Origin of the sequence: Corynebacterium xerosis NBRC 16721 = ATCC 373, assembly GCF_001552415.1 — a bacterium.
GTDB lineage: Bacteria > Actinomycetota > Actinomycetes > Mycobacteriales > Mycobacteriaceae > Corynebacterium > Corynebacterium xerosis.
In genome coordinates this window covers 474,995-488,526 of record NZ_BCRD01000002.1, presented here as the reverse complement: position 1 = coordinate 488,526, position 13,532 = coordinate 474,995, and the positions used below count along the sequence as shown (strand labels likewise).

Here is a 13,532-nt window from a genome sequence, read left to right as displayed (position 1 = left end):
CGACTCCCTAATCCACGGTCGATGGGCGACAACCCGACAAGATCTCGCCAGATGTCCTCGATCTCATCGGCCATTTCATCGATGTCATCGTGCGCCCAGTAGCGAAGAACCACCCAACCAAAGTCACGAGGAGCGTTCGTGACCCTGACATCCCGTTCGCGGTTCCGGGCGATCTTGGCGGCCCACCATTCGGCGTTGTTTCTTGGGAGCGAACCGTGGATGTCACACCCATGCCAGAAGCAACCGTCGACGAAAATGGCGTTCTTGACCTTCGTGAAGGCGACGTCGGGGTGACCGGGGATACGTCCGTAGTCGACGCGAAAGCGCAGTCCTCGTCGACGCAGCTCTCGTCGCAGTTGAATCTCCGGCTTGGTATCGCGCCGCTTGACTCGGCTCAGATTCCTGGACACCCGAGCATTGAGGGGCTTTGGCCCTCGTGGATCCGCGTTCATCGCGCCACCTCCTCCACCGCGCCGGTCGATCGTCCTCCACCACGATGATGCCGGCACGCACGGGCCAAAACACATGTTCGAACTACTCTCGAACACTCGTCCGACTCATGTTCTACCCTGCGGGTCATGACGAACTCTTCGAACCTTCCCGCATCCCACCAGCACACTCCCGGTCAGCAGGCCCAGGACCAGGGCGTCCAACAGCTTCCCCAGCCCGCCAACTCACTCGCCAGCCGCTACCGCGCCACGTGCCGCGACGAGCTCGCCCTGGTCTCCACGTTCTACCGACACCCCGTCGCCGCCCGCGCGGTGCGCCCGGGCGCACTCGACCACACGATCACGCTGCCCGACGCCGACGGAGTCACCGCGACCATCCGCACACACCGCATCCGCGTCCCCGCCGGCGTGGTCCGGGATCTATCGCTGCGCTATCCCGAATACCTGATGCTCGGTGGCCAGCCGGTGTACCTCTTCACGGCATCCATTCTCGTCGGGCTTCACGACGACCAGCCCACTCCCCTCGCTGGCCCCGTCCACGCCCGCGCGATCGCCGAAGCCCTGCATGACGAGCACGACGCCGCGAACATCCACCCCAACGGCACCGACCCCGCCAGCGGGGCCTTCCGATTCAGTTGGATCGGCGATCGCGAAGGGCGCGTATTCACCAGCCCACCCGAGCTCTTCACTCCACGATCCCGGGCGGCATAGGCAACGGATACTTCTCACGCGGCGACGCTGGCCCGCGCCCTCCACCGAATCGCCGTGACGTAGGCGCAAACCCGAAAGCGGGGCACCGGCTCACTGCCAGTGCCCCGCTCCCGGGATTCGCGCTACGTGCTACTACTTCTCGTCGTCCGCGTCCTTGGACTTGTCGACGGCCGCGGTCATCTTCGCCTCGGCGTCATCCGCATCGTCTCCGGCAGCGGCGCCCTTGCCTTCCGGTTCCTCGTCGTCGAGGTCATCGTCGTCAAGCTCATCGGCATCGTCGAAGTCGTCTTCGTCGTTGTCGTCGTAATCGTCGTCATCATCATCCTCGTCCCAGTCGTCGTCCTGGTACGTGGAGTACAGCGACTCGGCGAAACCATCCTCGACCGGCGCGAGCTGGTCCTCCCACTCCTCCGCGCGATCCGCGGCCAGCGACAGGACGTCGAGCAGCTTGTCGAAGTCCGTGAACGCCCCCAGCGTCAGTACCTCGTTGCGCAGGCTCGCCGCATCGGCGTACAGGTCCGCGAACATCTTGCGGCGATCGTCGTCGGTCAGGATCGTCTCGGTGTCCGAATCCCAGAACTCCGCGATCGCCTGATCCACGATGTCATCCAGGTTCTCGTCCTGTGCGATGAACCGCACGTGCGCCACCGGCTCATTGCCGTTGGCCGTGACCAGCACCTGCAGCAGCGACGCCTCCCCCACCTCGGCGGTGACCAGCGTCGCCTCCTCGGCATCCTGCTCGAACTCCAGATCCGCCACGCGATCGTCCTCACCGTCGAGCAGCACCCGCAGCAACGTCACCACGCGATCGGTGGCCACATGATGCGCCACCGCCTCCACGGCGTCCTCCACCGAGAACACCACCGACACCAGCACGGCCTCGAAATCATCGTCGTCCGAATCGACGTCGGCCGCCGCGACGTACACCTCCGCCGCCGGCAACTCATCGTCGATGGTGACGAACTGGACCTCCAGATCCATGGTGATGGGCACGAAGAGGGTGTCTCCGTTGACCCGGCTCTCGATGTCCTCGCGGTCAAGCGCCGCGGCAATCTGCTCGAAGAAGCTCATGAATGGGACCTTTCCCTCAATCGACGTCAGCCCATCGCCCGCTCACCGGCCGCGGCCCGCACGCCATCGTAGCCACAACGCACCGGTCACGCCGCCGCGCAAACGCCCGGCGCGCACCCCGGCCCGGCCACCGTCACGCCCCCGCCCACAGCGCCCGGCGCTCCTCCGCCGACCGGCGCGGGCACGAGACGCACAGATCCGCATCCGGGCAGTGGTAGATCATGCAGCACGACGCCCGCTCCAGGTGCGTCGCCACATCGAAATCCGCCATCTCCCCGTCGGCCGCCGCCGCCAGATCCGTGGGCGCCACGCCCTCCGGCCCGGCGCCCGCATCGACGTCGACGAACCGCGGCGCCGGCACCCGCGCCACCTCGCCCAGGCCTTCCACCAGCCACGATCCGATCAGCGCGCCCGCCCACGGCTCCATGACCTCGTTGCCCGCGGCCACCGCCGCCCCCGCCAGCCCGTCCGCGACGATCGCCCACGACGGCGCCGGCCGCACCCCCAGCTCCGCCTCCATCGCAGCGACGGTCGGCTCGGCCATCCGCCCCAGCGCCGCTCCGTAAGCGCGCACGGGATCGGCGGCGCCCGGATCGCCGGGCTCCAGCCCCGCCTCCGCGCCGAGGTCCACGAACTCGTCGGCGGCGAACCCCAGCCAGTAGTCGTCGCGCGAGAACACGGTCGTCGCCGCCCATTCCGGCTTCGGCGCCCGCCCCTGCACCACGATCGACGCCACCGCCGGCCCCAGCCACGAGTTGCACGTCGAGTACCACCACAGCTGCGTCTGGAACCGCGCGTCGCCCGCCTGCCCCGACGCCGCCTCCCCCTTCGCCGCGGCGTCGGGCATGGGGAACAGCGCCCGCCCGGCGTCGATGCGCGCCCGCAGGAAGTCGCCGTCGCCCAGCACGGCCCGCGCGTCCTCCCCGGCCCACCACGCCATGCCGTCGTGGGCGACGACTTCGGCGCTCAGCCGCGGGATCTCGGCGAACGTCCGCGCGTACTCCCGCGCCGGCTCGGGAATGGTCCCGACGTTTCCCATGTCTTTGCTTGACGACGTCCCGCCCACCACGACCAGCCACCTTCCACCGCAGATCCACCGCGCATTCCATTCCGGCTTTCCATTCCAGCCTAGGGACAACCGCCCATGAAGAACGGACGCCCACTATTGCCGACGCCGCCGGAGTCACACCAGACTCACCGGCCCCAATTCTCCGAGAGTCGCCCGAAACGGGACGGCGACGTTCGACGCGACCTGGCGTTTTCCAGTAGCAGGTTGTCCCATTTTGGGCGATAGCAAATTTGTTACTCCGTCGAGGCGAATCTCGCGATGAACAAGAGGGCGGACGATGGGGACGCCGGGCCGTCGTCAAGCAAGAAGCCGCACCGATGAGGCGGCCCGCACGAAACGGCACAGTTGGATAACGGCACTCACCACGGGGCGCTTCGATCCGGGATTGCGGATAGAATCAGTCCGATAACCGACGACCAGGGAGGAACCCCCATGTTCGGATTCTTCGGCAAGAACGACAAGGACCGTGACAAGGACCGCGACCAGAAGGCCGGCTCGGCCGGCTCGACCGGCGACGGCCCGATCGGCGTGGACAGCGCCCCGCGCGACGGCGGCTTCCTCACCGACGCCGTCGGCTCGGACCCCAAGAAGCTGCAGGACGAGACCGGCGTCGCCGGCCGCATGCTCATCAAGTCGCTGGACACCGCCATGGGCTGGCAGACCTCGCTGATCACCGGCTACGTCCGCCAGCTCCACGCCCGCAAGCCGCACGAGACCCCGGCGCAGATCCAGGACCGCATCGACGACCACTTCCTGGCCCTGGTCACCGGCTCCGGTGGCGCGGCCGGCGGTGCGGCGGTCATCCCGGGCGTCGGATTCGTCACTGGCCTCGGCGCCGTGGCGCTGGAGTCAGTCGTGTTCCTGGAGATCGCCGCCTGGTACACCCTGGCGTCGGCGTCGCTGCGCGGCATCGACATCGAGGAAGAGGAGCGCCGCCGCAGCCTGGTGCTGGTCACGCTCATGGGCTCGTCCGGCACCGCGCTGGTCGCCGCCGCTATGGGCGACGAGCCGCTGCGCAAGCAGGCCCCCGAGAAGGACCCCGCCGCGTCGCTGATCGCGCGCCTGGGCATCCCGCAGCTCGGCGGCCTGAACAAGGTGCTGATCAAGCAGGCGCAGAAGCGCATCGCCAAGTCGGCGCGCCTGGCCATCGTGGGCAAGCTCATGCCCATGGGCATCGGCGCGGTCGTCGGCGCGGGCGCGAACCGCAAGATCGGCAAGACGCTGCTCGAGCGCGCCCGCCTGGCGCTCGGCCCCATTCCGGCGACGTGGCCGGACACTTTCGAGCTTTCCGACGACGACGTCGACAAGGCCAAGTTCTCCCTGCCGAAGATCCCGCTGTCCTTCGGTTCCATCGGAGGCAAGGACGACCACACGGGCGAGGACTCCCGCAAGGATTCCGGCAAGGGCGCCGGCGCCTAAATGTCCGATTCCGCCGTCACGTCCCCGAGTCGCCCGGCGCGCGCCATCTGGCGTTCCTGCCTGCGGCACCCGGGGCCGCTGGCGGCGGTGGTCGCGTCGACGGTGCTGCTCACCGTCCTGGAGACCATCACTCCGCTGCTGACGCGCGACGCCATCGACGTCGCCACGGGCCAGGGCGACGGCGGCGCGTCGGCGTCCGTGTTTTCCGGCATGGCCCCGTTGGCGGCGGTCATCGCGGTGTTCGTCGGCGTCGGTGTGGCGCGTTTCCTGGTGCAGGTGGTCCGCCGCTTCACCGCGGGCGTGCTGTCGCTGGACGTGCAGCACGATCTGCGCGTCCGCCTGCTCACTGCGTTGCAGGCGCTCGACGGCCCGGCGCAGGACCGCGTCCGCACCGGCCAGGTCGTCTCCCGGTCGATCTCGGATCTGCAGGGCATCCAGGGGATGCTGGCGATGCTGCCGCTGACGCTGGGGTCGGTGCTGAAGATCTTCCTCACCGTCGGCGTCATGCTCATGTTGTCGCTGCCCCTGACGCTGGTCGGGTTGGCGGTGATCCCGGCGGTCGTCGCCATCGCCCTGAAATCCCGGTCGGCGCTCTACGCCGCGACGTGGACGGCGCAGCAGAAGGCCGCCGACGTCGCCACGCACGTCGAGGAAACGGTCACGGGCGTGCGCGTGGTCAAGGCCTTCGCCCAGTCGACGCGCGAGGTCGACGAGCTCGATTCGCTCTCCCGCGGCCTCTACGCCCTGCGGATGCGCTCGGCGAAGCTCAACGCACGTTTCCAGCCGGCACTGCAGGCGCTGCCGCAGGTGTCGCTGGTGGCCAACATCGCCGTCGGCGGGTGGCTGGCGCTGCAGGGCCGGATCACGGTGGGCACGTTCGTCGCCTTCGCCACGTACCTGACCACGCTGACGGCGCTGTCGCGCATGGTCTCCACGATGCTCATTTCGCTGCAGCTGACGGCCGCGAGCATCGACCGCGTCGGCGAGGTCATCGAGTCCCTGCCCGACCATCCCGATCCCGCCGATCCCCTCCCCGTCCCCGCGGGGCCGGTGGGCCTGCGCCTTCGCGGGGTGACGCATTCGCGGGGCGGGCGCACTTTGCTTGACGACGTCTCCGTCGACCTCCCCGCCGGTTCCACCCTGGCGCTGGTGGGTCCCCCGGGGTCGGGCAAGACCATCCTCACCGAGTTGCTCGGGCGCCATTACGTGGCCGATTCCGGTTCCGTCGAGATCGTCGGTGTGGGCGCTCCCGACACCGCTTCCGTCGACATCGCCCTGGCCACCGCCGACGACGTCCGCCACGCCATCACCGTCGTGCCCGACGAGCCCTTCCTGCGCACCGGCACCCTGCGCGACAACATCGCACTGGCCGACCCGGAGGCCACCGACGCCGACATCGAACGCGCCGCCGCCCACGCCCAGGTCACCTTTATCGACCAGCTTCCCGACGGCTGGGACACCGCCATCGGCGAACGCGGCCACACGCTGTCCGGCGGCCAGCGCCAGCGCGTCGCCCTGGCCCGCGCGCTGCTGGCCCGCCCGCGCATCCTCGTCCTCGACGACGCGACGTCGGCCATCGACGCCGGCACGGAATCCCTCATCTTCGATGCGCTGCGCACGCACTATGGCGACATCACCACGGTCATCGTCGCCCACCGTTCGTCGACGCTGGAGCTGGCCGACCACATCCTCATCCTGGACGGCGGCCGCGTGTCGGGGTACGGCACCCGCGACGAGCTCGTGGCCTCCCACCCCGGCTTCGCCGACCTGATGGATCTGTCCGACGCCGACCGTGCCCGCGCCCGAGCCGCCCTGGAAGCGTCGCGGTCCGGCGACGCCGCTCCCCTGGTCATCGACGCCCCCGACTGCGCCGAGCCGGATCACGCTGAGCTGTGGCCCTCCAACGCTGACGCCGATGGTGACGGCGACCCCGAGTCCACCGATGCCCGCGCCATGAGCCGCGCCGCCAACCGCACCATGTCCACCAAGGGCGCCCGGGGCATGGGCGGCGGTGGCATGGGCGGTGGCCGCGGCGGGATGGGCGGAGGAATGGGCGGCGGTGGCGGAATGGGCGGCGGCATGGGCGCGGCGATGATGAACGCCCCCGTCACCCGGGACCTCCTCGACCGCATCGACGCGCTGCCGCCGGCCAACGAAAAGCCCCGCATCGCCGCCTCCGCGCTCGACGACTCGAAGCCCTTCAGCCTGCCGGGCCTGCTGTCGAATGCGCGGCTGCTCATCCTGTCGGTCATCGCGCTGCTGCTGGTGACCACCGCCGCCGACCTCGCGTTCCCCATGCTGGTGCGCTGGGCCATCGACGATGGCGTCTCCGCGGGCGACGAAACCTCGCTGTGGCTGGCTGCGGCGGCGGGCCTGGGCGTCGTCATGCTCAGTTTCCTGGCCATCGCGGGCACCACGGTGCTGACCTCGCGCACGGGTGAACGACTGCTCTACGCCCTTCGCGTGCGCTCCTTCCGTCACCTGCATTCGCTGGGGCTCGACTTCTTCGAGCGGCAGCGGTCGGGGCGGATCATGACGCGCATGACCACCGACATCGACGCTCTGTCCTCGTTCCTGCAGACGGGCGTCGCGCAGGGCATCATCGCGCTGTTCACGCTCTTCGGGGTCACCGGCATGCTGCTTGCCACCAACATGACGCTGGCCGGCGTGGCGCTGCTGGCGCTGCCCGTCGTCGCCGCGGCGACGGTGGTGTTCCGATCGATTTCGTCGAAGCTCTACACCGCCGCCCGCGAGCAGGTTTCCACCGTCAACGCCGACTTCCAGGAGGCCATCGGCGGCCTGCGCGCCATCCAGATGCACCACCGCGTCGCCGACGTCGAGGAGTCCTTCACCCGCGAGTCCGACCGCTACCGCCGCCTGCGCATCCGCGCGCAGGGCGCGGTGGCCACGTTCTTCCCCGGCATCAACCTCATCGCCGAGCTGACCACCGCCGCCGTCCTGTTCGTCGGCGCCACCCAGGTCGCCGAGGGCGCCACCACCGCCGGCGTCCTCATCGCCTTCACCCTGTACCTGGGCATGCTCTTCGGCCCGATCCAGCAGCTGTCGCAGGTTTTCGACGGCTACCAGCAGGCCCGCGTCGGACTCACCCGCATTTCGGATCTGCTGGCCACCGAAGCCCTCGTCGCCGACACGGGCCGGTCCCCGGGTGCGAGGTCGGCGGCCAAGGGCGACATTTCGCTTGACGACGTCACGTTCCACTACTCCGCCGCCGCACCCGTTTCCGACGCCGAAACTTCCGCCGGGTCCGACGGCGGGCCCGAATCCGCCGGCGACGGCACCCCCACTGCCCCCGTCATCCTGGAGCATCTCAATCTCCACATTCCCTCCGGCCAGACCGTCGCCGTCGTGGGGACCACGGGCGCGGGGAAGTCGACCGTCGTCAAGCTCCTGGCCCGGTTCCACGACCCGGTCGACGGGTCCGTGCGGGCGTCGGGGACGGACATCCGCAAGTTTCCCCTGGAAGAGTGGCGTGGCGTGCTCGGCTACGTGCCGCAGGAACCGCACCTGTTCCACGGCACCATCGCCTCCAACATCGCCTACGGGCGCCCCGGCGCCACCGAAGCCGAGATCACCGACGCCGCACGGCGAGTCGGCGCCCTGACCGCCATCGCCGCGATCCCCGGCGGCTTCACCCACCCGGTCGGCGAGCGCGGCCGCGGCCTTTCGTCGGGCCAACGCCAGCTGATTGCGCTGGCCAGGGCCGAAATGGTCGACCCGGCGCTGCTTCTGCTCGATGAGGCGACCGCCACCCTCGACCCCTCCACCGAAGCCACGATCCTCGCCGCCGCCGATCGCGCCACCGGCCGCCGCACCTCCGTCATCGTCGCCCACCGGCTGGCCACCGCCGCCCGCGCCGACCGCATCCTCGTCCTCGATCGTGGACGCATCATCGAAGACGGCACGCACGCCGACCTACTGGCGGCATGCGGCACCTACGCGAAACTGTGGGCCAGTTACCATAAAGGGACGGCGGACGTGGAGGAACCGGGCATGAACCGTTATCCTTGATTGACCCCTAAAACTCCGCGGTCCCGCGTGAATGCAATCAACATGAAATGAGGCGAGTACCTGCCGTGAGCAGCGACATGAGCTTCGGCCAGAACGAGTGGCTGGTCGACGAGATGTTCCAGCAGTTCAAGAAGGATCCCCAGTCCGTCGACCAGGAATGGCGGGATTACTTCACCAAGAACGCCTCCGGTACGGACCTGTCGGCCGCCAGCCGCATCGGTTCCGCCACCCCGCGCAACGCCACCCAGGATCCGGCTCCCATGGCCAAGCGCGCCGCGGCGACTGAAGCCGAGGTCAAGGAGACGGGCCGCCGCCCGTCGAAGGGCCCGGAGCCGACCCGCACCCCGCAGAAGGCGGCTCCCATCAAGGCCAAGAAGTCCCCCATGGACGTCGCGGCGGCCGCCGAGGCCCCCGAGGCCGGCAAGACCGCGCTGAAGGGCATCGGCAAGGCCATCGCCAAGAACATGGACCTCTCGCTGGAGATCCCGACGGCGACGTCCGTGCGCGACATGCCGGCCCGCCTCATGTTCGAGAACCGCACCCTGGTCAACGACCAGCTCAAGCGGACCCGCGGCGGCAAGATCTCGTTCACCCACATCATCGGCTACGCGATGATCAAGGCCGTCATGGCCCACCCGGACATGAACAACGCCTACGAGGTCGTCGACGGCAAGCCGACTCTGGTCGTGCCGGAGAACATCAACCTCGGCCTGGCCATCGACATGCAGAACAAGGACGGCTCCCGCGCGCTGGTCGTGGCGGCCATCCGCGAGTGCGAGACCCTGTCGTTCAAGCAGTTCGTCGAGGCGTACGAAGACATCGTGGTCCGCGCCCGCAACGGCAAGCTGACCGGCAAGGACTTCTCGGGCGTCACCATTTCGCTGACCAACCCGGGCGGCATCGGCACCCGCCACTCCGTGCCGCGCCTGACCAAGGGCCAGGGCGCCATCATCGGCGTCGGCTCCATGGATTACCCCGCCGAGTTCGCCGGCGCCTCCGCCGACCGCCTCGCCGAGCTGGGCGTCGGCAAGCTGGTGACCATCACCTCGACGTACGACCACCGCATCATCCAGGGCGCCGAGTCCGGCGAGTTCCTGCGCACCATGTCGCAGCTGCTGGTCGACGACAAGTTCTGGGACCATATCTTCGAGGACATGGGCGTGCCCTACACCCCGGTCCGCTGGGCGCAGGACATCCCGAACGTCGGCGTGGACAAGAACACCCGCGTCATGCGCCTCATCGAGGCCTACCGCCAGCGCGGCCACCTGCTCGCGGACATCGATCCGCTGCACTTCGACCACCCGAACATCATCACCCCGGACCACCGCGACCTCGACATCGCGACGCACGGCCTGTCCCTGTGGGACTACGACCGCACGTTCAACGTCGGCGGTTTCGGCGGCAAGGAGACGATGACGCTGCGCGAGGTGCTCATCCGCCTGCGCAACGCCTACTGCCTCAAGGTCGGTTCGGAGTACACCCACATCCTCGACGCCGACGAGCGCGAGTGGCTGCAGGACCGCATCGAGGGCGGCCAGCCGCGCCCGACGCACGCCGAGCAGAAGTACATCCTGCAGAAGCTCAACGCCGCCGAGGCATTCGAGAACTTCCTGCAGACCAAGTACATCGGCCAGAAGCGCTTCTCCCTCGAGGGCGCCGAGTCGCTGATCCCGCTCATGGACGCCGCCATCGACACCGCGGCGGGCCAGGGCCTCGACGAGGTCGTCATCGGCATGCCGCACCGCGGCCGCCTCAACGTGCTGGCCAACATCGTCGGCAAGCCCCTGTCGCAGATCTTCACCGAGTTCGAGGGCAACATGGACCCGGCGCAGGCCGGCGGTTCCGGTGACGTGAAGTACCACCTGGGCACGCAGGGCCAGCACATCCAGATGTTCGGCGACGGCGAGATCGACGTCACCCTGACCGCCAACCCGTCCCACCTCGAGGCCGTCAACCCGGTCGTCGTGGGCCTGGCGCGCGCGAAGCAGGACATCATCGACCGTGGCGAAGAGGGCTACACCGTCATGCCGATGCTGCTGCACGGCGACGCCGCCTTCGCGGGCCTGGGCATCGTCCAGGAGACGCTGAACCTGATGACCCTGCGCGGCTACAAGGTCGGCGGCACCGTCCACATCGTGGTGAACAACCAGATCGGCTTCACCACCTCCCCCGATTCCTCCCGTTCGTCGTACTACGCCACCGACCTGGCCAAGGCCTACGGCTGCCCGGTGTTCCACGTCAACGGCGACGACCCGGAGGCCGTCGTGTGGGTCGGCCAGCTGGCCGTCGAGTACCGCAACCGCTACGGCAAGGACGTCGTCATCGACCTCGTCTGCTACCGCAAGCGCGGCCACAACGAGGCCGACGACCCGTCGATGACCCAGCCGGCGATGTACGACGTCATCGACGCCAAGGAAGGCGTCCGCGCCGCCTACACCGAGGACCTCATCGGCCGCGGCGACCTCTCCGAGGAAGAGGCCGAGGCCGCCCGCCGCGACTTCCACGACCAGATGGAGGCCGTGTTCAACGAGGTCCGCTCCGCCGAGGCCGGCACCCCGGGCGAACAGACCGGCATCACCGGTTCGCAGCCGCTGCCCCACGGCCTGGACACCAGCATCGACAAGGTCGAGCTGCAGGCCATCGGCAACGCGCACGTCGACGTGCCGGAGGGCTTCGAGGCGCACCCGCGCGTCGCGCCGGTCGCGAAGAAGCGCGCCCAGGCGTCGAAGGAAGGCGGCATCGACTGGGGTTTCGCCGAGCTGCTGGCCTTCGGTTCGCTCGCCGGTGCCGGCCGCACCGTCCGCCTGGCGGGCGAGGACGTCCGCCGCGGCACGTTCACCCAGCGCCACGCGGTGCTCATCGACCCGAAGACGGGCGAGGAGTACAACCCGATCGACGCGTACGCCGAGGCGCAGGGCAACGGCGGCCGCTTCATGGTCTACAACTCGGCACTGACTGAGTTCGCGGCCATGGGCTACGAGTACGGCTACACCCTGGGCAACCCGGACGCCGTCGTGGCGTGGGAGGCGCAGTTCGGCGACTTCGCCAACGGCGCGCAGACCATCATCGACCAGTACATCTCGTCCGGTGAGGCGAAGTGGGGCCAGACCTCCAAGCTGATCCTGCTGCTGCCCCACGGCTACGAGGGCCAGGGCCCGGACCACTCGTCCGCCCGCATCGAGCGTTTCCTGCAGCTGGCCGCGGAGGGTTCGTACACCGTCGCCCAGCCGTCGGATCCGGCGAACTACTTCCACCTGCTCCGTCGTCACGCTCTGTCGGACCTGCACCGCCCGCTGATCGTCTTCACCCCGAAGTCGATGCTGCGCAACAAGGCGGCCGTGTCCCCGGTCGAGGCGTTCACCGAGCAGACGAAGTTCAAGTCCGTCATCGACGACCAGTACTTCCTGTCCGGCGAGGGCGACAAGGACAAGGTCAAGACCATCCTGCTGGTCTCCGGCAAGCTGTACTGGGAGCTGGAGAAGAAGCGCCAGAAGGACAAGCGCGACGACGTCGCCATCGTCCGCCTGGAGATGCTGCACCCGATCCCGTTCAACCGCCTGAAGGACGCGTTCGACAACTACCCGAACGCCACCGAGGTCCGCTTCGTGCAGGACGAGCCGGCGAACCAGGGCCCGTGGCCGTTCCTGGCGCTGGGTCTGCCGGAGGCGCTGCCGGACATGCCGAAGCTCACCCGCGTTTCCCGTCGCGCCCAGTCGTCGACGGCGACCGGCGTGGCCAAGGTGCACGCGGTCGAGCAGAAGGCTCTGCTGGAAGAGGCGTTCAAGTAGGCCTTCGAGCCGGCGCTTGATCGCCTGACGCGGCACCAAGGGGTTGGTGAGGCCCCCGCCCGGACTTCGGTCCGGGCGGGGGCCTTCCGCATGTTCGGGTCCGTCCCGCGCTTTCCCGCGCTCTCCCCGCGCGGCCCATCCCGCACTCGCCCCTCCCCGCGCCGCCCCTCCCGCACGCTCTCCTACCCGCGCCGCCCCTTCCCACAGGTACACGTCGAACTGACAGTTACACGTGGCAGAACAGGTGTGCCTGTCCATTCGACGTGTACCTGTGGAAGCGAGCGCGGACGGGAGGTCAGGCTCGAAGAGAAGAACGGGCTTGCTGCTTGAAGACGCCGCCGCACTCACACGCGGCAGCCCCTCGCGACAATCGCGCCGCGGCACCCGCCCACTTGCGCCGCTCGCGTCCCCCTCCGGCCCCCACTCCGGCCTTTGCCCGGCCCGTCCCTCGCGGCCCCGCCGCTTACCTCAGCGCCAGCGGCGCGGCGGGTGCGGATCCCCGTCGATGGCGTGCTCGGCCTGGTAGATCGCCTGCGTCACCAGCGTCGCGGCATGTTCGTCGACGAGCGAGTAGAACACGCGCGTCCCCTCCTGCCGCGCGTGGACCATCCGCGCCATCCGGAGCTTCGCCAGGTGCTGCGACACGCTCGTCGGCGTCTTGCCCACGCGCCCGGCCAGCTCGCCGACGGGCAGTTCGCCGTCGCGCAGGACCAGCAGGATCTTCATGCGCGTCTGGTCGGCGAGCATGGAGAACACCTCCACGGCCACGTCGATGTACGGCGAATCCGCGTCCAGCGACGTCGCGTGCCCGGAATCCCCGTGCGGGCCGTGTCCCCGGCCGGTGTCGTGGCCGGCGTCGTGGTGGGCGTGGTCGTCGGCGGGGCGCGGGGAATTGCTCATGTGGCCAGCTTAACGCCGTCGCGGCACGCCTTTGCCTTTGCTTTGCGACGGCCACGTCCCCGCCGTCCCGTCGTAAAGCAGGATGCGGGGCAAAGC

At 69.1% G+C, this 13,532-nt stretch carries 7 protein-coding genes and 1 pseudogene; 4 read left to right on the top strand and 4 right to left on the bottom strand.

Annotated elements, in window-relative coordinates; genetic code table 11:
* Positions 1–98: 98 nt before the first annotated feature.
* A pseudogene (gene vsr, locus CX1_RS12800) lies at positions 99–452 on the bottom strand (DNA mismatch endonuclease Vsr); the annotation flags it as partial.
* A gap of 126 nt (positions 453–578) precedes the next feature.
* On the opposite strand from vsr, the gene CX1_RS05065 reads away from it, so the two are divergent.
* The gene (locus CX1_RS05065) at positions 579–1,160 is read left to right on the top strand and encodes a hypothetical protein (protein ID WP_046651193.1); all 582 of its coding nucleotides are present in this window, start codon (positions 579–581) and stop codon (positions 1,158–1,160) included.
* A 132-nt stretch (positions 1,161–1,292) separates the two neighbouring features.
* Here the strand turns inward: CX1_RS05065 and CX1_RS05060 are convergent, their stop codons facing one another.
* Together CX1_RS05060 and CX1_RS05055 are read right to left on the bottom strand one after the other, a co-directional pair.
* Positions 1,293–2,231 carry a hypothetical protein gene (locus CX1_RS05060; protein ID WP_046651194.1) on the bottom strand — a complete coding sequence of 313 codons (939 nt, stop codon included), beginning with the start codon at positions 2,229–2,231 and terminating at the stop codon, positions 1,293–1,295.
* A gap of 133 nt (positions 2,232–2,364) precedes the next feature.
* Positions 2,365–3,270, bottom strand: coding sequence for a (2Fe-2S)-binding protein (locus CX1_RS05055; protein ID WP_046651195.1), 906 nt, complete (start codon positions 3,268–3,270; stop codon positions 2,365–2,367).
* A 462-nt stretch (positions 3,271–3,732) separates the two neighbouring features.
* Here CX1_RS05055 and CX1_RS05050 point away from each other — a divergent pair, with 462 nt between their 5' ends.
* The 3 genes from CX1_RS05050 to CX1_RS05040 all read left to right on the top strand — a co-directional run bounded on the left by CX1_RS05050 (position 3,733) and on the right by CX1_RS05040 (position 12,536).
* The gene (locus CX1_RS05050; protein ID WP_174520145.1) at positions 3,733–4,719 is read left to right on the top strand and encodes a hypothetical protein; all 987 of its coding nucleotides are present in this window, start codon (positions 3,733–3,735) and stop codon (positions 4,717–4,719) included.
* A complete protein-coding gene (locus tag CX1_RS05045; RefSeq protein WP_060925352.1) occupies positions 4,720–8,748 on the top strand; it encodes an ABC transporter ATP-binding protein in 4,029 nt (1,342 codons plus the stop codon).
* A gap of 65 nt (positions 8,749–8,813) precedes the next feature.
* Positions 8,814–12,536 (top strand): multifunctional oxoglutarate decarboxylase/oxoglutarate dehydrogenase thiamine pyrophosphate-binding subunit/dihydrolipoyllysine-residue succinyltransferase subunit, encoded by a 3,723-nt coding sequence (locus tag CX1_RS05040; RefSeq protein ID WP_046651199.1) that lies wholly within the window; start codon positions 8,814–8,816, stop codon positions 12,534–12,536.
* A 468-nt stretch (positions 12,537–13,004) separates the two neighbouring features.
* Here CX1_RS05040 and CX1_RS05035 read toward each other — a convergent pair whose 3' ends face one another.
* Complete coding sequence (locus CX1_RS05035; protein ID WP_082719114.1) at positions 13,005–13,436, bottom strand: ArsR/SmtB family transcription factor; 432 nt, start codon at positions 13,434–13,436, stop codon at positions 13,005–13,007.
* Positions 13,437–13,532 lie beyond the last annotated feature (96 nt).